Raw genomic sequence first — 18914 nt, forward strand, 5'->3', positions numbered from 1 at the left:
CGCACTCTGGGAGTCAGTCACCGGCAGGCACATGAAAACGCCCCGGCAGGCGGGGCGTTTTCGGGTCAGAGCGAGGAGCGCACTCGCCACAGTTCGGGAAACAGCACAGTGTCGAGCATCTTGCGCAGGTAGCCCACGCCTTCGGTGCCGCCGGTGCCGGGCTGGAAGCCGATGATGCGCTCCACCGTGGTCACATGGCGAAAGCGCCACTGGCGGAAGGAATCTTCCAGGTCGATGAACTTCTCCGCCAACTGGTACAGGTCCCAATAGGCCGAAGGGTTGGCGTAGACCTCGCGCCAGGCCGCTTCCACCGACGGGTCATGCTGAGTCGTGGTGGTGCTGTCCAGTGCCAGGCGCGCAGGGTCGATGCTCAAGCCGCTGCGGGCCATCAGGGCAATCGCCTCGTCATACATGGACGGGGTGGCAATCGACGCTTCCAGCGATTGCAACAGTTCGGGACGATGGGCATGGGGCCGCAGCAGGGCCGCGCTCTTGTTGCCGAGGATGAATTCGATCTCCCGATACTGGAACGACTGGAAGCCCGAGGACTGGCCCAGGTAAGGCCGGATCGACTTGTACTCGGACGGCGTCATGGTGGCCAGCACCGCCCAGGCGTGCACCAGTTGATCGAAAATCCGCGAAACCCGCGCCAGCATCTTGAACGCCGGCGGCAACTGGCCCTGGCGCACATGCTCGCGGGCCGCCTTGAGCTCGTGCAGCATCAGCTTCATCCATAGCTCCGAGGTCTGGTGCTGGATGATGAAGAGCATCTCGTTGTGGTCCGGCGACAGGGGATGCTGGGCGCTGAGGATGCGCCCCAGGTCCAGGTAGTCGCCGTAGCTCATGGAGTCGGAAAAATTCAGCTCGGCGTTATGCCACTCAGCCGGCGGATTGCTTGAAAAGGGACATTGGCTCATCGCGTGGGCTCCTCGCCTCAGGCAGCGGTTGCCCATCGCTGGCTGCGCAGCCCGGATCGGGATGCACAACGGCGCGAAGGGCCAGCTGTGTATTTATTGTAGGAATGAATCGGCCAGGGGGCGCAGGATCGCCCGCACCGGACTGGCGTCCAGGTGAGCGAAGCGCAGTGGCAGGGCAATCAGTTCGTAGTCGCCTTCGGCAACCTCATCGAGAACCACGCCTTCGAGGATCGCCATGCCATGGCGGGCCACGGTGTTGTGGGCGTCCATGGTCTTGGACTGCTGGGGGTCGAGGGACGGGGTGTCGATGCCGATCAGGCGCACGCCGAGGCTGGCCAGCAGCTCGACAGTGGCTGGAGCAACGGCAGTAAAGTCCGGGTCCCAGGCACTCAGCGGAGCCTGTGGATAAGTACGCAGCAACACTCGCGCAGGCAAGTTTTCGAGGCGCCCGAGCAACGCCTCGGGCTGCACCAGAGCACCGCTGTCCAGGCAGTGCAGGACCCGGCACGGGCCCATGTAGACATCCAGCGGCACTTCACCGATGGGCAGGCCGTCCGGCCGGTAATGCAGGGGCGCATCGACATGGGCACCGGTGTGGGGCGACAGGGTCACCCGCCCGACATTCACCGGGCACTCGGGGCCGAACTGCCAGACGCGCTCCTCCTGGAACGGCGTATCTCCCGGCCAGGTCGGGGTTGCGGTACTCAACGGCGGGCTGATATCCCACCAGCGTGGTGTATTTTCCATTCGTGCGGCTCTTAGGTCACTCCGAGCTGAATGATACGAGCGAAACCGGTAAAGATTCTTGCGAAATAACTCGAGCAGCCGCGGATATTTCGCAATTACTGCTAACAAAGCCCTGTTTGCCGAATGAATCTTGCAACCGCCACGCCTCTTCCCGGCCCTGCGCCCAGCCACCTCGACTCGGGGCCGGCGCTGCGCTTCTGGATACCCCGAGGTCGAGTACAGACAACCCCCTGCCCGCCAGGCGCTATAGGGTGCGGCTTCAGTTCTCTGCCTGCTAGGAGCACAGCATGTCCCAACCCATCACCGTTCTTCGCGACACTCATCCGCTGCCGGTGCTCGACGCCTGCAAGTGGGAAAAACTCCAGGGCGATCCGCACACCGTCAACCTCAACGCCTACACCAGCGAGGATGGCAGCAAGATCATGGGCACCTGGATCTGCACCCCGGGCAAATGGCGGGTGGCCTATGAAAAGTGGGAGTACTGCCATTTCCAGGAAGGCTACTGCGTGATCACCCCGGACGGCCGCGACCCCATCCACCTGCGCGCCGGCGATATCTTCGTGGTGGAGCCCGGGATGAAAGGCACCTGGGAAGTGGTGGAAACCGTGCGCAAGTACTTCGTCTTCGCCTGAGCCCTCCCTCGATACCGGGAGCCCGCGCCAGCCGGGCTCCCCTGGCCGTGTTGCGATTCAAGCCAGCGCCTTTTGCCAAATGTCTATATAATCACTGCCAAATGGCAAAAGGCAGGAGCAGCACTCATGGTCGCGCTGACAGGCACCGGCCTCGTTCCCAAGCGGCGAGGCAAACTGGTATTGAAAGAGCAGTCCTCGGACATCCTTCTGGGTGGCCGGGCACGCTTTGACGATCGTATCTCGATCTATCGCCTGACCGAGGAGGGCATCCCGCTGACGGCGATCATCAAGTTCGTCTCCTCGGTGCCCATGCTCAAGGACGAACAGGTCCTGGCCAAGATCATCGGCCTTTCCGAACGCACCCTGCACCGGCGCCTGAAAACCCCGGACGAGCCGCTGAACCCGGAACAGAGCGCCCGTGCGGTGCGCTTCGCCCAGGTGCTGGCCAAGGCCGAGGACATCTTCGGCAGCAGTGAAGAGGCCCAGGAGTGGATGGCCAAGCCGGTGATGGGCCTGGACGGCCACAAACCGGTGGACCTGCTGACCAACCCCATCGGTTTCGAACTGGTGGACGAGTTCCTCACCCGCCTGGAATACGGGGTCTATCAGTGATCAGTGTGCCGGGCAGCAGCACCCTTCACTTCTGGCGGCTGGACGCCGCCCGGCACGCCGACAGCTGGGACAGCGGCATTGGCGCCGAACTGTGTGGCGGCCGCTGGAACTCCAAGGGCGTGAAGGCGGTGTACGCCAGCGCCGACCCGGCCACGGCGATTCTGGAAGTGGCGGTGCACAAGGGTTTTGCCGCCCTGGACAGCGTGCCCCATGTACTCACCGGCGCCCTGATCCAGGACCCGACCGCCATCTACCGAGTCGATGAAAACCATATTCCCAACCCCAACTGGCTGGTGCCGGGGATTCCCAGCGCCGGCCAGCAGAAGTTCGCCGATCAGTTGCTGGCGGACCACCCTTTCGTGCTGGTGCCCTCGTCGGTTTCCCGGCACAGCTGGAATATCCTGATCAATCCGCTGCTGGCCAAGGGGCTGTACCAGGTGGTGATCCAGGAACGCTTCGGCCTCGACACCCGCCTCAACCCTCCCTCCAGCACCGTTGCCAGCCGGCCGAACTGAGCCTGGCAAAAAAAAGCGGGAACCTGCCCGACGCAGGTTCCCGCAAATGCCCCGGCTGAAGGGGCTGCATTCAATGACGCGCAAACCCGCCAGCGCCCCCTCCCGACAAGCGACGCCTTACTGCGGCTTGCGGTAGCTGTTGACGATGGCCGAGAAATCCTTGCCACCTTCCCCACGCTGGCTCATGGCCTGGTACAGCTGCTGGGCCACGGCACCGAGCACTACCGGCTGGTGGGCCTGGCGCGCAGCTTCGGTGGCCAGCCCCAGGTCCTTGAGCATCAGCTCGGCACCAAAGCCGCCGGTGTAGCCGCGGGACGCCGGGGCGGTTTCAATCACGCCCGGCCACGGGTTGTAGGTGTCGGAACTCCAGCACCGACCGGTGGAGCTGTTGATGATCCCCGCCAGCACTTGGGTGTCGATGCCCAGGGCATCCCCCAGGGCCATGGCCTCGCTGACGCCGATCATCGAAATCCCCAGCAGCAAGTTGTTGCAGATCTTGGCGATCTGCCCGGTGCCCACTTCACCGCAGTGCACGATGTTGCGGCCCATCTGCGCCAGCACCGGTTGCAGGGTGGCGAACAGTTCGGCGCTGGCGCCGACCATGAAGGTCAGGGTCCCGGCCTGGGCACCGCCGGTGCCACCGGATACCGGTGCATCGGCCATGGCCACGCCCTGCTTGGCGGCGGCTGCGGCCACTTCACGGGCGGTCTGTGGGTCGATGGTGCTGCAATCCACCGCCGGAACGCCGCGGCCAATACCCGCCAGCACCCCATCCTCGCCCAGCCAGACGCTGCGCACATGGGCCGCAGCGGGGAGCATGGTGATCACCAGTTCGGCGCCTTCGGCGGCGGCCTTGGGCGAAGCACTGATACGCCCGCCCAGTTGCGCCAGCTCGGCCAGCACGCTCTGGTTGAGATCGAACAGGTTCAACTGATGGCCGGCCTTGATCAGGTTGCGGGCCATGGGCGCGCCCATGTTGCCCAGGCCGATAAATGCAATGTTCATGTCAGGCTCCTCAACGCAGGCTGATGGTGGTGTTCACACCGTCATTGACGCTGTCATCGTCGAACCAGCGGCTGGTGACGGTCTTGGTCTGAGTGTAGAACTGCACCACTTGCTTGCCGTAGGGGCCCAGGTCGCCGAGCTTGGAACCACGGGAACCGGTGAAGCTGAAGAACGGCACCGGCACCGGAATCGGGATGTTGATGCCCACCTGGCCGACGTCGATTTCGCTCTGGAACTTGCGCGCCGCCGCCCCGCTCTGGGTGAACAGGCCGGTGCCGTTGCCGAAGGGGTTGGCATTGACCAGGGCAATGGCCTGATCCAGGGTGTCGACCTCCAGCACCACCAGCACCGGGCCGAAGATTTCCTGGGTGTAGATCTGCATGTCGGTGGTCACCCCGGAGAACAGGGTCGGGCCGATGAAGTTGCCCTGCTCGTAGCCCGGAACCTTGATGTCGCGGCCATCGAGCTCCAGCTTGGCGCCTTCTTTCACGCCGCTTTCGATCAGCTCCAGAATCCGCGCCTTGGCACGCTTGGAGACCACCGGGCCGACATCGGTGCCCGGCTCGCTGCCGGCGTTGACCTTGAGTTTCTGCGCCAGGGCCTTGAGATCCGGCAACCATTGTTTCGCCGCCCCCACCAGCACCACCACCGAGGTGGCCATGCAACGCTGACCGGCAGCGCCGAAGCCGGCGCCCACCAGGGCATTGAGGGTCTGTTCGCGGTTGGCGTCGGGCAGCACCACGGCGTGGTTCTTCGCGCCCATCATCGATTGCACGCGCTTGCCGTGCTTGCCCGCCAGGTCATAGACGTGGGTGCCGACCGCAGTCGAACCGACGAAGGACACCGCCTTGATGTCCTTGTGGGTGCACAGCGCATCCACCACGTCCTTGCCGCCGTGCACCACGTTGAGCACACCGGCCGGCACCCCGGCCTCCACCGCCAGCTCCACCAGCAGCATGGTGGACAGCGGGTCCTGCTCGGAAGGCTTGAGGACGAAAGTGTTGCCGCAGGCGATGGCCATCGGGAACATCCACAGCGGAATCATTGCCGGGAAATTGAACGGGGTGATCCCGGCGCACACGCCAATCGGCTGGCGCAGGGTGTAAGTGTCCACGCCGCCGGCGACGTTTTCGGCGAATTCGCCCATCTGCAGGGTGCCGATGGAGCAGGCATGCTCCACCACTTCCAGGCCGCGGAAGATGTCGCCCTCGGCGTCGGCGATGGTCTTGCCCTGCTCGGCGCTGAGGACCACGGCAATGCGTTTGGAGTGCTCGCGGATCAGGGCCTGGAGCTTGAGCATGATGCGCATCCGCGCGCCGATCGGGGTCAGTTTCCAGGTCTGGAAGGCGCGCTGGGCAGCGGCGATCGCGGCGTCGACTTCAGCGGCAGTGGCAAAGGGCACCTTGGCCAGCACTTCCTGGGTCGCCGGGTTGACGATGTCGTGCCATTCCTGGCTCTGGGACTGGACCCATTCACCGTCGATCAGCAGTTTGACCTGTTGCAGGGTGGTGCCGTCGGGCTTGAGGGATGCGTTCATGGGGTCTCCTGACTTCTTGAGTTCTTATGCAGGGAAACCAAGGCGGGCAAGCGCCTTGAAAGAGGGGCTGTCGCGAGTTGGTATCGGACGGTTTTTGGAGTATAGATGTGCAAACTTCTAATAAGAACGCACATAAAATCCGGTCCATCATGCAAAAAAACATCACCTCGCTAAGCACCCTGAACTGGGACGACCTGAAGTTTTTCCTCGAAGTGGCGCGCACTCGCAAGGCCAGCAGCGCGGCCAAGCGCCTGGCGGTGGACTACACCACGGTATCGCGGCGCATCGGGTCCCTGGAAACCGCCCTGGGCACCTTGCTGTTCGAAAAGTCCCGCACCAACGGCTTTGTCCTCACCGCCGAGGGCCAGCGCCTGCTGGGTTATGCGGAGTCCATCGAAAGCACCCTGCACATGGCGTGCGAGCAGGTCTCGGGCTCCGGAGTAGCGTTGTCCGGCCATGTGCGCATGGGCTGCACCGAGGGCTTCGGCACCTTCTTCATCACCCCGCAACTCAGCCACTTCCTCGACGCCTACCCGGCAATCTCGGTGGATATCCTGCCGCTGCCGCACTTCATCAGCCTGTCCAAGCGCGAGGCGGATATCGTCATCGCCCTGGAACGCCCGGAGCACGGCCCCTATGTGTGCTGCAAGCTGTGCGACTACCGCCTGCAGCTGTACGCCACCCAGGAATACCTCGATCGCCACCCGCCGATCCGCCGCCCCGGCGACCTGAGCGAGCATCAATTCATCAGCTATGTGGATGACCTGGCCTTCAGTTCCGAGCTGCTGTACCTGGCCAATGTGGTGCCCGGTGCCAGCGCCAACCTGCGCAGCACCAGCGTGATTGCCCAGTACGTGGCAGCGCAGCAGGGCCGCTCGCTGGCGATCCTGCCGTGCTTCCTGGCGGCCCAGGACCCGCGCCTGCTGCCAGTGCTGCCCAAGGAAATCAACCTGACCCGGCAATTCTGGATGTACTGCCGGGAGGATCTCAGGAAGTTGAAGCGGATCACCCTGTTATGGGATTACATCCGCGAGGTGACCGAGCAGAATCGGCCGCTGCTCATGGGCGAGAGTCGCAGCATGCGCTTCGCCGCCCCCTGACCCTTAGCGGCCGCAAGGCTGCAGCCGCAACCCGGCAGGTCGTCGATCAGTCGGCGATCACCACGATCGACACCCGACGGTTCTCGGTACGCCCGGCCACGGTGCTGTTGGAGGCCACCGGCTCGCTGCTGCCCAGGCCGCGCAGCTGGATGTTTTCTTCACGCATGCCAACCTGGGTCAACACCTTGACCACGCTCTTGGCCCGGCGCACGGACAGTTGCACGTTGTAGGCCTCCTTGCCCGACGCGTCGGTGTGACCGTCGACCCGGACCTTCTGGATATCGACGCTGAGCAGCGCCTTGCCGATGCGCTGGACGATCTCGGTACTGGCCTGGTTCAGGGTTTCCACATCGCTGCCAAACAGCACCTTGCCCGACAGGCCAAAGGCCCAGCCTTCATCCGTCAGTTCGAAGCCCTCCTGTTTCAGTACCGCGATCTGTTTCGGGGTCAGACCTTTGGGCGGCACGCTCTGACAGCCGGCCAGGGCCAGCAGGGCCATGAACACCAGAGTGCTGAACAGTCGAACCGAACGTTGCGTCATCGAGAACAAGGGAATTAGCTCCTGTTTTGAACCTGAACGATAGGGAGCTCCGCCCCCACTGTGTGTTGCCCGCCTCGCGAACCGCGCTTGGCTTGGTACATGGCCGCGTCGGCGGCATTCAACAGACTGCCCGGTGTCGCACCATGATCCGGGTACACGGCAATACCGATACTCAGCGATGTCAGGATCGACAGGCTGCCGGGCAGTTGAATCGGTACTTCCATGCTGCTGATGATCTTGTCGGCGATGCGCTGGGCATCCTCGACCCGGTGCAGCGGGGTCAGCAGCACGGCAAATTCGTCCCCGCCCAGGCGCGCCACCAGGTCGTCCTCGCGCAACTGCGCGCGAATCCGCGTGGCCACAGCCACCAGCACCGCATCGCCAGCGGCGTGGCCGAAGTTATCGTTGATCTCCTTGAACCGGTCGCTGTCGAGAAACAGCACCGCCATGCGCTCGTTGAGCTTGTTGGCGCTACGCAGGGCACGGATCAGTCGGCCTTCGAAGAACGCCCGGTTGGGCAGGCCGGTCAGGCTGTCGTGGCTGGCCTGGTGGGCCAGGGTTTCATTCTCGCTTTGCAGATGGGTCTGCCAGGCCTCCAGCTCATCGAGCAGGGCGTTGAAGTCGTTGCCCAGGTTGTCCAGTTCGGCGATTTCCGCAGGCGGCACCCGCTGATCGAAGGCCCGTTCGCGCCGGGCCGCGTGCGCCACATCGGCGAGGCTGCGCAACGGTCCGGTGATGCCCCGCAGCTGGCGGCGCGCCAGGTACAGCGCCAACCAGGCGCTGAGGGCGATGCACAGCACGATGCCCACCAGGCCACTGAGGAGAAACCGCAACAGGCTGCCGCCATGGCCGGTGACATTGATGGTGCCGATTTCCCGCCCCTGGTGCAGGATCGGCAGGCTGATGGGCTTTTCCAGAAAGGCGCTGGCGACGTGCATTTCCAGATTGGTCAGAAAGCCGCTTTCCGGGCGCTGCCAGCTGGCCAGCAACTGGCCCTGGCTGTCATACACCTTGGCGTCGGCCACCTCTTCGGTGGAGGCGATCAGGGCCAGGGCCTCGGTGGCCACCACACTGTCGTTGAACACCACTGCAGCTTCCACGGTGTAGCTGATGGAGCGGGCGATCAGGTGCAGGTTGTGATCGGCGTACACGCGCAGGGCCAACACCCCGAGAAAGGTCAGGGACAGGCTGGCCATGGAGATCGCCAGCAGAGCGACGATCAGGTGGCCGCGACCGATGACCGACCGCAGTGTAGGGCGGGCGTTGGGCTTGAACAGTTTCATGGGGCCGCCGGACGACGACGGGAAAGCTGCAGCACGCTGGGATGAATCTTCACCCCACTGCGCGCCACGGAATCCAGGTTGACCTCGAACGACACCTGGCTGTCGCCGACCCGCAGGCAGAACAGGCTGCCCACGGTGCACTGGTCGCCCCCCTCGCTGATGCTCAGCACCGGTTGCCCGATCAGCGAGTTGAACAGCCGGGTACGCTCATCATTGGACAATTTGCCGACATAGACCGAATCGCACTCACTGGCCAACGACGGGTTGTTGGCCAGCAGACGCCGCACCAGCACCGGGCGGCCGGTGGCCTGGGTCGCGCCCTTGAGCAGGTCATCGGTGTATTCGGTGGGGCCAACCACGCACAGACGCAGTTGCGCAGGCTCCACGGGCCAGCGAGCGTAGCTGAGAATGCCCAGCACCACTTGGGTTACAGCCTTGGCCCGTTGCTCGGCCAGGCTCGCGGACGCCGGTGGCTCCGACTGCGCGATGGCCAACAGGCTGAACAGGCAGAGAATGGTCGACAGCACACACTGTCTCCACCCCAAAATGCGCTCTGTCCTCAAGACAGCCACGTCCATGCAGGGATTCTCTTTGATTTTCACGGAAATGATGCCGCAACGATAGCACAGCCCGGGAAAATGCAGCGAGACCAGCGCCCGAGCACGATGCCTGAGAAAAGCCGGAAACATGGGCGTCAGTCCAACTCCAGCATCAACCCGCTCAGACGCTTGACCTTGCGCCGAACAGCCTCTTCGAACACTCCGGCACGGGGCTCGATCAGGCTGAACCAGTCCTTGGCCCGGGTGATACCGGTGTAGATCAGCTCCTTGGTCAGCACCGGGTTCAAAGCGTCGGGCAGGATCAACGCGGTGTGGGCGAACTCCGAGCCCTGGGACTTATGCACAGTCATGGCGTAAACGGTTTCCACGTCATTGAGCCGGCTTGGCAGCACCAACCGCACCCCGCCCTGGCCATCGTTGCGCGGAAAGGCGACGCGCAGCACCTGACGCCCCGCCTCCGAGCCTTCCTGCTCAGGCAGTTTCAGGGTGATGCCGATATCACCGTTCATCAGGCCCAGGCCGTAATCGTTGCGGGTCATCAGCACCGGGCGGCCCTCGTACCATTGCTGGTCGCTGTCGATCAGCCGGGCCTTGAACAGCGCCTGGGTGATCCGCAGGTTCAGGCCTTCGACACCCCAGGGGCCCTTGCGCACCGCGCACAGCAATTGGAAGCGATCAAAGGCCTGCAAGACATGGCGCGCCCAGTCGGTCCAGCGCCGATCCTCCAGAGGCGTACCTGGCGGCGGGCGCTGGCTGCGCAGTACATTCAGGTAGTGGCGGTAGCCTTGCGGCCCCTCGCCATGGCCCTCCAGCAGCAGCCGCTCCAGGGCCCGATCCTGCTCGCCCTTGAGGCTCAGGCCATACAGGTCGGCATGGCTGCGAGCCGCCAGCAGGCGCCGGGCTTCATCGGCCTGCTGCTGGTTGACCCAACGCGCCAGCTGGCCGATGCCGCTGCCTTCGCCGAAACGCCGGGAATGGCGCAGCATCACCACCTGCTGCGCCAGGGGATGCTGGTGGGCGCTGTCTTCCTGCAGGCCGCTGGTTCCCAGGTGCTCGCCACTGACCGCCTCCAGCCAGGCCCGGGTCTGCGGGTTGTACCAACCGGCCTCGGCGTCACGGCACAGGTCGCCGAGCACGGCGCCGGCTTCCACCGAGGCCAGCTGGTCCTTGTCCCCCAGCAACACCAGGCGTGCATGGATGGGCAAGGCGTCCAGCAGGTTGGCCATCATTTCCAGGTCGATCATCGAGGCTTCGTCCACCACCAGGACATCCAGGGGCAAGCGGTTGCCGGCGTGATGGCGGAAATGCCGGGTGCCCGGGCGATTGCCCAGCAAGCGGTGCACGGTGGTCACCTCGCTGGGGATCATTTCCCGCACCTCATCGGGCACCGCCAGGGAACGCACCTGCAAGCTGATGGACTCGGTCAGGCGCGCCGCGGCCTTGCCGGTAGGCGCCGCCAGGCGAATGCGCAGCGGCTTGCGTGCTTCCACCGCCGGGCCCTGGAGCAAGGCCAGCAGGCGCACCACGGTGGTGGTCTTGCCGGTGCCGGGGCCGCCGGTGATGATGCTGAAGGCGCCCCGGGTGGCCAGGGCACAGGCGAGTTTCTGCCAGTCGACGGGCCCCGCCGCCTTGGCCGGGCCGAACAGCCCGTCGAGGCGCGCCGCGAGGTTTTCCGGCGTGGCCTCGGCCAAGGCCAGGCGCTGGCGCAAGGCGTTGTCGATACGCCGCTCATAGGCCCAGTAGCGGCGCAGGTACAGGCGCTTGCCAGACAGCACCAGCGGCCGCTGCCGGGAAGACTCGGCATGATCCGCCGCCAGGGCCACCAGGCGGCTGCCGGCCAGGACCTTGCACCAGTGCGCCCCTTCAAGCCCCATCAACACCTGGGACGGCAGCGCCGGTGCGCCGTTTTGTGCGTCGCCTTCGGGCGGCAGCGACAGGGCGAAGTCCGGCTCCTTGAGGGTTTCGAACAGGTCCAGGCAGACATGCCCGTGCCCCAGCTGATGGCTGGTCAGGGCCGCGGCCATCAGTACCAGCGGATCACAGCCCGGGTCCAGCTCATGCAGGAAGCCGACAAAGGCCCGGTCCAGGGAACGCAGCCAGCCGCGTTCGACCCAGCGCTCAAGCAACAGCAGCAAGTCGTCGGCGCGGCTCAGGGGCACCAGGTCGAAGGCCGGTTGCGGCGCCTGGTCCAGTGCATCGAACAGGTCCTGGGTCATAGCAGCACTCCCTGCTCCCAGGCGGCCTCGGCCTTGGGTGGCTCGGGCTGGCCCTGGAACATGCGGTCCAGTTGCTCGATCAACTGTCGAGGCGGCCGGGCGAAGTAGGCCCCCTGGCTGGCGGCACGGGTGCCCCGCAGGAACAGGTACAGGGCGCCGCCCACATGGCGATCGTAGTCGTAGTCCGCCAGCCGGGCCTTCAATTGCCGGTGCAGGGCCAGCAGGTACAGCACGTATTGCAGGTCGTAACGGTTGTCGAGAATCGATTGTTCCATGGCCTGCTCGGTGTAGGCCGCGTCGTCCGCGCCCAGCCAGTTGGATTTGTAGTCGGCCACGTAATAGCGGCCCTGGTGCTCGAAGGTCAGGTCGATAAAGCCCTTGAACATGCCGTTGAGCAATACCGGCTCGGCAGTGACTCGGGGCGCGCCCTGATGGGTTTGCTGGCGTACCCGCTCATCGAGCTTGAGCACATCGACCTTGTGGCTGGCGAACCAGAACTCCATCTCGACCCGGTACTGGGTCAACTGCCCGAGCACCACCGGTGCCTGGCCCTCGCCCAGGGGCAAGGGCGCTTGCAGCAGGTGCTGCAGCCAGTCGCTCAGGGTCGGGATCCAGCCTTGCCAGCCGCGGCGATTGCAGCGCCGGGCCACGGCGTCCTCGATCGCCTCGGGGGCAGCGGCAAAACCCTCCTCCCCAGCCCACTCCAGCAGGCCATGAAGGAAGGTCCCGGGGTTCGGGCCGCGGGGGAAGCGGTGGATATCGCCGCCGCTGGCCAGGGTTTCCCGAGGAGCTTCGGGGTCCAGGCGTTCGTCGTCGAAGAGTTTCTGCGCCTGGGGATTTTCCGGCGCCTCGGTGCTGCCCGCCCCCAGGATGTCGCTGATGCGCAAGGCACTGTAGGAGGCAATCCACCAGTTTTCCGCGGCGCGGCGGCTGGGCGTCAGCGGCGCCAGCAGAGTGGCCTCGTTGCGCGGTGGCTGATAGCGCTGGTCATCGACGACGGGCAACTCGGACACGCCAATCGCAGCGCAGCCCTGCTGCAGGTCCAGCAGCCAGCGCAACAAGGCGCTGGATTCGCCCAGGACATCGCCGCCGCCCAGCAGGTAACCCAGGGCCGAAAGGTGCAATACCGAGCTGCTGTGATTGCCCCGCTTGAGATCGGCCACCCCCAGCCAGCAGGCATGCTGGGCCCGGGTCAGGGCCACATAGAGCAGCCGCAGGTCTTCCGCCAGGCGCTCTTCATCGGCCAGGGCAATCAGCTCCGGGGTGGGCCGCAGGCTGACCTGGGGCTTGCCGGCAGCATCGTGGTAATGCAGCGGCAAGCGGCTGCCATCCACCGGCTTGGTGGAACAGATGAAGGGCAGGAACACCAAGGGGTATTCCAGGCCCTTGGACTTGTGGATGGTCACCACCTTGACCAGTTGCTCATCGCTTTCCAGGCGCAGGATCTGCTCCTCCCCCGCCTGCCCGGACAGCGCCAGGTGCTCGGCCAGATGGCGGATCAGGGCCTGCTCGCCGTCGAGTTCGGCGGCGCTTTGTTGCAGCAACTCGGACAAGTGCAGAAGGTTGGTCAGCACCCGCTCGCCATCACTGCGGGCCATCAGCGCCTGGGGCAGCTGGAAGTCATGCAGCAGGCGCCGCAACATCGGCAGCACGCCCTGGCTGCGCCAGATCGCCCGGTAGCCACGGAACTGCATGACCCGCGCTTCCCAGGCCAGTTCATCCTGGTTGAGCCGCTCCAGCTCCAGCAGCGGCAGGTTCAGGGTCAGGGACGCCAGGGCCGCGCGCAGCGGCCGCTCCACGTCCGGCTCGGCGCAAGCCTTGAGCCACACCAGAACATCCCGGGCTTCCTGGGCGGCGAACACCGAGTCCTTGTCCGACAGGTACACACTGCGCACCCCGCGGGCCGCCAGCTCGCCGCGCACGGCCTGGGCCTCCTTGCCATCGCGCACCAGGATCGCGATATCCGCCGGCAGCAAGCCTTTCAGCGCTTGCTGCTCACGGACAAACCCACTGCGCCCCTGCTGGCCGCCATTGAGCAGGCCGACAATCGCCGTGGCGCAAGCCGCCGCCTGATGCTGGCGATACTGGGCCCCGGACAGTGGCTGCTCCGAAGGCAATTGCCAGAAGTTAAGTGCCGGCACCGGCTGGCCGTCGACCAGCAATTGCTCCTTGCGCCCCTGGGCGGCCACCGCCAGGAATGGCACCGGGTTCTCGCCATCCGCTTCGCGAAACAGGAAGGCTCCCTGTCCCTGCGGCCGCTGTTCGGCTTGCAGGAACACATGGTTGACCGCGCTGACCATCGCCTGGCTGGAACGGAAGTTGGTGCCCAGGGTGTGCAGGCGCCCGATGGTGGCCTGGCGTGCCCGCAGGTAGGTGTAGATATCGGCGCCACGGAAGGCGTAGATCGCCTGCTTGGGATCGCCGATCAGGAACAGGCCGGTCTCGGGGTCGTTGGCCTCGATCCGGTAGATGCTTTCGAAGATCCGGTACTGCACCGGGTCGGTGTCCTGGAATTCGTCGATCAGGGCCACCGGGAACTGCTCGCGGATCAGGGTCGCCAGGCGCTCGCCGCCATCGCTTTGCAGGGCGCTGTCCAGGCGCAGCAGCATGTCGTCGAAGCCCATCTCGGCGCGCCGCCGCTTCTCCTCTTCGAAACGTGCCCCCACCCATTGCGCGGCGTGTTGCAGGACCGCCGCATCCGGGCTGGGCAAGGCATCGAGGCTGGCCTTGAGCCCGGCCATGGCGTCGAGCCCGGGGTGATCGGGGGCCGCGCCTTTCCAGGCCTCGCTCATGCCTTCGGGGGTCAAGCGGGTGAAGCCGGTGCCGATGTCCAGTTGCTCGACGGATTCGTCCTCGGCCCAGGCACTGATCTTTTCGAACCAGGGCTCGAAGAACCGGGCCTGCATCTTGCGCCCGTCGACGCTCTTGCAGGCCACGCCTTGCAGGCAGATCTCCCGCAGTTGCGCGGCCCACTCGCGCCAGGGCGCCTTGATCTGCACCAAGGCTTCACGACGTTCTTGCAGGCAGGCTTCGATCAACTCGCTCGGCGTCTGCTCGGGTGGGTCCCGACGCTCGTTGCCGAACATTGCCCGCACTCGGGGCATGAGTTCGGCCGGCCCGACCCAATGGCTGCGCACCCAGTTCAGGGCATCCCCCTGCATCGGGTAGCAGAACAGCCGCCAGTAATCGCGCAGAACCTGGCCCAGCAGGTCGCTGTGATCGGTTTCCAGGGTCTGGGTGAACAGGCTGCCGCTGTCGAACGCATGTTCGCGCAACATGCGCTGGCACCAACTGTGGATGGTCGAGACCGCGGCCTCATCCATCCATTGCGCGGCGATGTCCAGGCGATTGGCACAGGCGGCCCACTGCTCGACGGGGTATTGCTCACGCAACTCGGCGATCAGGCCATCGGGGGCGCTGGTTTCATCGCGAAAGAAGCGCGCGGCTTCCGCCAGGCGCGTGCGAATGCGCTCGCGCAATTCCTTGGTGGCGGCATCGGTAAAGGTCACCACCAGTATCTGCGGCGGCAGCAATTCACGCCCGAAACCCGCCGCCTCGCCGCCATGGCCCAGCACCAGGCGCAAGTAGAGCGCGGAGATGGTGAAAGTCTTGCCGGTACCGGCACTGGCCTCGATCAACTGGCTGCCGCGCAGAGGAAATGCCAGGGCCAGGGGAGCTTGTGCAGTCATGCGCCTGCCTCCTCGCCGAGCGCCGAACGCCAGGGAGCATTCAACAGGGGTCGATAAAGGGTCTCGGCCCAACCGCTGAAGGTTTCATCGGCGATCAGTGCGTTGTAGTCGGCGAATTGGCGGGCCAGGGCCGGGCTTTGCCGGCGTTCGCCCTCGCTGTTCTGGCCGTCGCCATCGTAGGTCTTGCGTGCAGCGGCCGCGGCTTTGTCCGGGTCGCTCTGGCCCAGCCAGGCGAAGGCGGTCTTGATCGCCACCGGCAGCGGCTGGCGCATGCCGGCCTGCCAGGCCTGCAGCAGGTTGCCGAGAATCTGCCGGGCCACCTCCTGCTCCAGCGGCGGCAACAACAGGCTGTCATCGCTGGCCACCAGCGCGGTGGTCAAGGAGTAACCACTGGCGCAGGCCAGCAGATGATTGACCCAAGGCTTGATCAGCCGATGCCATTTACGGGTCTTGGTCGAGCCGATGCCGTTGGGGATGGCGCTCACAGCCAACAACCCGCCATCAGCTCGCTGGTGCAGGCTGCTGAGCCAACCTTCCAGGCGCACGCCTTGCAGTTCCAGGCTCACCGGCAGCGCACTGGTTACCGGGGTCGGCCACAGGTCGAGCAGTTGCCGATAACGCTGCAACAGGTCCGGCAGGGGCTCCAGCAGTTCGCGCTGCAGGCATTCGCCAAAACCGGCCATGGGCAACAGGCCACTGGCTTGCAGCCTCCGGGCCTGGGCCTGCAAGGCTTGCTCGGGCTGCGCTGCGTCGCCCAGCGCCGCTTCCAGCAGGCTGTCGCTGAGGCTGTAGCGCTGCAGGGCATCGAGCACGAAGGGCTCTTCATCGGCCAGCGGTGCTTCCATGGCTTCAAAGAACACCTTGAGCCTTTGGCTGAAGAAATGCCGCACCGGGTTGCGCAGGAAATCCTGCAACTGGGCAAGGCTCAGGGGCTCGTCCTGGACATAGGGTTCCAGGCGTTCGACTGCGCCCAGTTCCTCTCGGACCTGATGCAGCACTTGCCACTCCCGGGCGTAGCTGAACAGCGTGTCGCTGTCGTGGAAATAGCGAGCACTGAAGGGTTGCAGGGGATGCTCCTGGGTCAGGGCCTCCAGCAGGGAGTCCTGCTCATCGGGCAGTCGCCAGCCGCTGGCCAGATGATCGCGCAACTGGCCGATCAGGACCGAGGCCGGGCGCTCGCTGTTGTCGCGAATGCTGCGGCCAACCCAACTGACATAAAGTTGGTCACGAGCCGAGAGCAGGGCTTCAAGCAGCAGGTAACGGTCGTCTTCGCGCCGTGATCGGTCGCCGGGGCGGTAGTCGCTGCCCATCAGGTCGAAGTCCAGAGGCGGCTGCGCCCTGGGGTAATCGCCATCGTTCATGCCCAGCAGGCACACCAGCTTGAAGGGAATGGCGCGCATCGGCATCAGGGTGCAGAAGTTCACCGCTCCGGCGAGGAAACGCTGGGACAGGCGCCCCTGGTCCAGGCCGGCCAGCCAGGCTTCGCGGACCACCGTCAGCGGCAACTGATCTTGCAGGCCCACAGACTCGCAGGTTTCCAGCCAGTTTTCCCGCAGGTCGTCGAGCTGTCCCAGCAGGTAATCATCGTGCTCGTTGCTGGCAAGGAAGAACTGTTCCAGCAGGTTGTGCAGGCGCTCGCCCCACTCCGCTGGAACCGCCGGCTGGGTGAGTTGCTGGTAGGTGAACTGCAGGGCGTCAAGAAGAGCGACCAGGGGACCGATCAGCGCCGCATCCAGGCCACCGATCTCGTCATAAGGCTCGATACCGTCACAGGCGTCGGAGCGGCCGACGGCATAACCCAGGAGCATGCGCCGCAAGCCGAAACGCCAGCTGTTCTGCTCCAGTTCCGGGGGCAGCCCCAGTTCTGCGCGCTGCTCGGCATTCATTCCCCAACGGATGCCGGCACCTTCAATCCAGCGGTGCAGGGTCGGCAGGTCGGCTTCGTCGACGCCAAAACGCGCACGCAGGGCTGGAACGTCCAGCAGGTCGAGAATCTCACTGACCGGAAAACGACTGTCCGGCAGCTTCAATAGATGTTCGACGGCGATCAGCAGCGGGTCACGGCCACGCTGGCTCTGGTCAGTGAGGGTAAAGGGAATGAAGCGCCGGTCATCCCGCTCCAGCTGGCCGAACACGGCGCGGATATGCGGGGCGTAGCTGTCGATGTCCGGGACCATGACGATCACATCCCGGGGCCGCAGATCGGGCTCTGCACTGAAGCGCGCCAGGAGCTGGTCGTGAAGGATTTCCACTTCTCGCTGGGCGCTGTGGGCAATGTGAAAGCGGATCGATTGATCGTGCTGGATATCGACCTGCGGCCACAACTCACGTGTTTCGTTCAGCGGGCGCAGTTCGAGAATGTCGTCCTGCAATTGCTGGAGCATGCTGGCCGGCTGGCTGTCACTGAACAGATCGATCCGGCCATCGCGAAAAGCGCTGCGATAGCTGTTGGGATCGTCATAGCTGTCCAGCAGGTTGATGTAGTCACGGCCTTGCTTGCCCCAGGCGGCCAGCAGCGGGTGGGCGTGCTGGTGCAGGGTTTGCGGATCCAGGGCCTGAGGCATGCCGGCCTTGCGCGCCTGGCGTTTGTATTGGTGGCGCAGCAGGTCCTTGTCGGCAACGATATCGGCCCAGTGATGGCGACAAGGGTTGTGCACACACAGCAGCACCTGACTGAAACGGGCCAACCCGGCCAGTGCCTCCAGGGCCTGGGCCGGCAGCGAAGAGATACCGAAAACGATCACTCGGGACGGCAAGCCACTGGGCGCCACCTCCAGTTGGTTGATCCGCTCGATAAAGCGCTGGTGAACGCCTGCGCGACTCTGGGCCATCCCCTCGGTGCCGACATCCAACAGCAGCGCGCGCCATAGCTCGGCCTGCCAGCAGTTGGCAGGCGTCAGGGCCTTGGTTTCACCACGACCATTGCGCAGTTGGTGGCGGCCGGCGGCCCAATCCTCCAGCCAGTCGGCTCGATATACCTGGTATTGGTCGAACAGATCGGCCAGACGCTCGGCCAATTGATAGCGCTTGCGCAGGTCACTGTCGTGAGTCAGGAAGCGTTGCAGGGGTTCGAAATGCGGCTCATCGATCAACTCCGGCAACAGGCGCATCAGCCGCCAGGTCAGGGGAGCTTTATCCAGCAGGGATTTGGGCGGGATTTCGTCTCGCCCCAGGACCAGGCGGTACAACTGCCACATGAAACTGCCCGGCAATTGCACATCAATGGCAGCGGCAATACCGCAGCCACCGCCGTCATCCACTTCGGGGTCTTCGGCCAGGGCCAGTTTCAGCCATTGGGCGATACCGTTGCTCTGTACCAGGGCAATTTCATTTTCCAGGGGCGCCAGGGGATAACGCCGCATCCAGCTGACCACCAGGCTGCGCAACTCGTCCAGGCGGTTACCGTGAACCACCATGAAACCAGGGTTGAGGGACGAGGCGTCCGGCATAAAGGCTTCCTTGGAGAATGCAAAAAGCTAGGGCGGAACCTTAGCACTGTCACCGGGCAGTGGCAGCCAGGTCGAGCAAACAGTGACAGAGAAAGCGCCGGGCTTTTATGT

Annotated in this window: 14 protein-coding genes; 4 read left to right on the top strand and 10 right to left on the bottom strand. The window is 64.8% G+C overall.

Going from position 1 to position 18914, the window contains the following annotated elements; genetic code table 11:
- Positions 1–65 precede the first annotated feature (65 nt).
- Positions 66–917 (bottom strand): tryptophan 2,3-dioxygenase, encoded by an 852-nt coding sequence (gene kynA / locus F6S12_RS13430; RefSeq protein WP_011059117.1) that lies wholly within the window; start codon positions 915–917, stop codon positions 66–68.
- Between the two features lie 93 nt (positions 918–1010).
- Positions 1011–1664 carry an arylformamidase gene (kynB, locus tag F6S12_RS13435; RefSeq protein ID WP_015634049.1) on the bottom strand — a complete coding sequence of 218 codons (654 nt, stop codon included), beginning with the start codon at positions 1662–1664 and terminating at the stop codon, positions 1011–1013.
- Positions 1665–1951: 287 nt separating this feature from the next.
- Between kynB and F6S12_RS13440 the strand changes: the two genes are divergently transcribed.
- The 3 genes from F6S12_RS13440 (at position 1952) to F6S12_RS13450 (ending at position 3423) form a co-directional block, all read left to right on the top strand.
- Positions 1952–2296: a cupin domain-containing protein gene (locus F6S12_RS13440; RefSeq protein WP_011059115.1), complete on the top strand. Its 345-nt coding sequence runs from the start codon at positions 1952–1954 to the stop codon at positions 2294–2296.
- Positions 2297–2422: 126 nt separating this feature from the next.
- Positions 2423–2908: an antitoxin Xre/MbcA/ParS toxin-binding domain-containing protein gene (locus tag F6S12_RS13445; protein WP_015634047.1), complete on the top strand. Its 486-nt coding sequence runs from the start codon at positions 2423–2425 to the stop codon at positions 2906–2908.
- Positions 2905–3423 (top strand): RES family NAD+ phosphorylase, encoded by a 519-nt coding sequence (locus F6S12_RS13450; protein WP_315868975.1) that lies wholly within the window; start codon positions 2905–2907, stop codon positions 3421–3423. The genes F6S12_RS13445 and F6S12_RS13450 overlap by 4 nt, the downstream gene beginning before the upstream one ends.
- Positions 3424–3540: 117 nt before the next feature.
- Here the strand turns inward: F6S12_RS13450 and mmsB are convergent, their stop codons facing one another.
- Together mmsB and F6S12_RS13460 are read right to left on the bottom strand one after the other, a co-directional pair.
- The gene (mmsB, locus tag F6S12_RS13455) at positions 3541–4428 is read right to left on the bottom strand and encodes a 3-hydroxyisobutyrate dehydrogenase (protein ID WP_053156260.1); all 888 of its coding nucleotides are present in this window, start codon (positions 4426–4428) and stop codon (positions 3541–3543) included.
- A gap of 10 nt (positions 4429–4438) precedes the next feature.
- The gene (locus F6S12_RS13460; RefSeq protein ID WP_019096001.1) at positions 4439–5965 is read right to left on the bottom strand and encodes a CoA-acylating methylmalonate-semialdehyde dehydrogenase; all 1527 of its coding nucleotides are present in this window, start codon (positions 5963–5965) and stop codon (positions 4439–4441) included.
- A 149-nt stretch (positions 5966–6114) separates the two neighbouring features.
- On the opposite strand from F6S12_RS13460, the gene F6S12_RS13465 reads away from it, so the two are divergent.
- On the top strand, positions 6115–7065 hold the full coding sequence (locus tag F6S12_RS13465; RefSeq protein ID WP_053156256.1) for a LysR family transcriptional regulator: 951 nt from the start codon (positions 6115–6117) through the stop codon (positions 7063–7065).
- 46 nt (positions 7066–7111) lie between these two features.
- Here F6S12_RS13465 and F6S12_RS13470 read toward each other — a convergent pair whose 3' ends face one another.
- From F6S12_RS13470 to recC, 6 genes are all read right to left on the bottom strand, one after another.
- Positions 7112–7606, bottom strand: coding sequence for an OmpA family protein (locus F6S12_RS13470; protein ID WP_015634043.1), 495 nt, complete (start codon positions 7604–7606; stop codon positions 7112–7114).
- 14 nt (positions 7607–7620) lie between these two features.
- Positions 7621–8889, bottom strand: a complete 1269-nt coding sequence (locus F6S12_RS13475; RefSeq protein ID WP_041115800.1) for a diguanylate cyclase domain-containing protein — start codon at positions 8887–8889, stop codon at positions 7621–7623.
- Positions 8886–9467 (bottom strand): YfiR family protein, encoded by a 582-nt coding sequence (locus F6S12_RS13480; protein ID WP_026020227.1) that lies wholly within the window; start codon positions 9465–9467, stop codon positions 8886–8888. The genes F6S12_RS13475 and F6S12_RS13480 overlap by 4 nt, the downstream gene beginning before the upstream one ends.
- 116 nt (positions 9468–9583) lie before the next feature.
- Positions 9584–11665 carry an exodeoxyribonuclease V subunit alpha gene (gene recD, locus F6S12_RS13485; protein WP_315868976.1) on the bottom strand — a complete coding sequence of 694 codons (2082 nt, stop codon included), beginning with the start codon at positions 11663–11665 and terminating at the stop codon, positions 9584–9586.
- A complete protein-coding gene (recB, locus tag F6S12_RS13490; RefSeq protein ID WP_315868977.1) occupies positions 11662–15354 on the bottom strand; it encodes an exodeoxyribonuclease V subunit beta in 3693 nt (1230 codons plus the stop codon). Before recB ends, recD begins: the two co-directional genes overlap by 4 nt.
- Positions 15351–18803: an exodeoxyribonuclease V subunit gamma gene (gene recC, locus F6S12_RS13495; protein WP_315868978.1), complete on the bottom strand. Its 3453-nt coding sequence runs from the start codon at positions 18801–18803 to the stop codon at positions 15351–15353. The genes recB and recC overlap by 4 nt, the downstream gene beginning before the upstream one ends.
- Between the last annotated feature and the right edge of the window lie 111 nt (positions 18804–18914).

This window comes from Pseudomonas sp. JV245A, assembly GCF_032424515.1.
GTDB classification, from domain to species: Bacteria; Pseudomonadota; Gammaproteobacteria; order Pseudomonadales; family Pseudomonadaceae; genus Aquipseudomonas; species Aquipseudomonas protegens.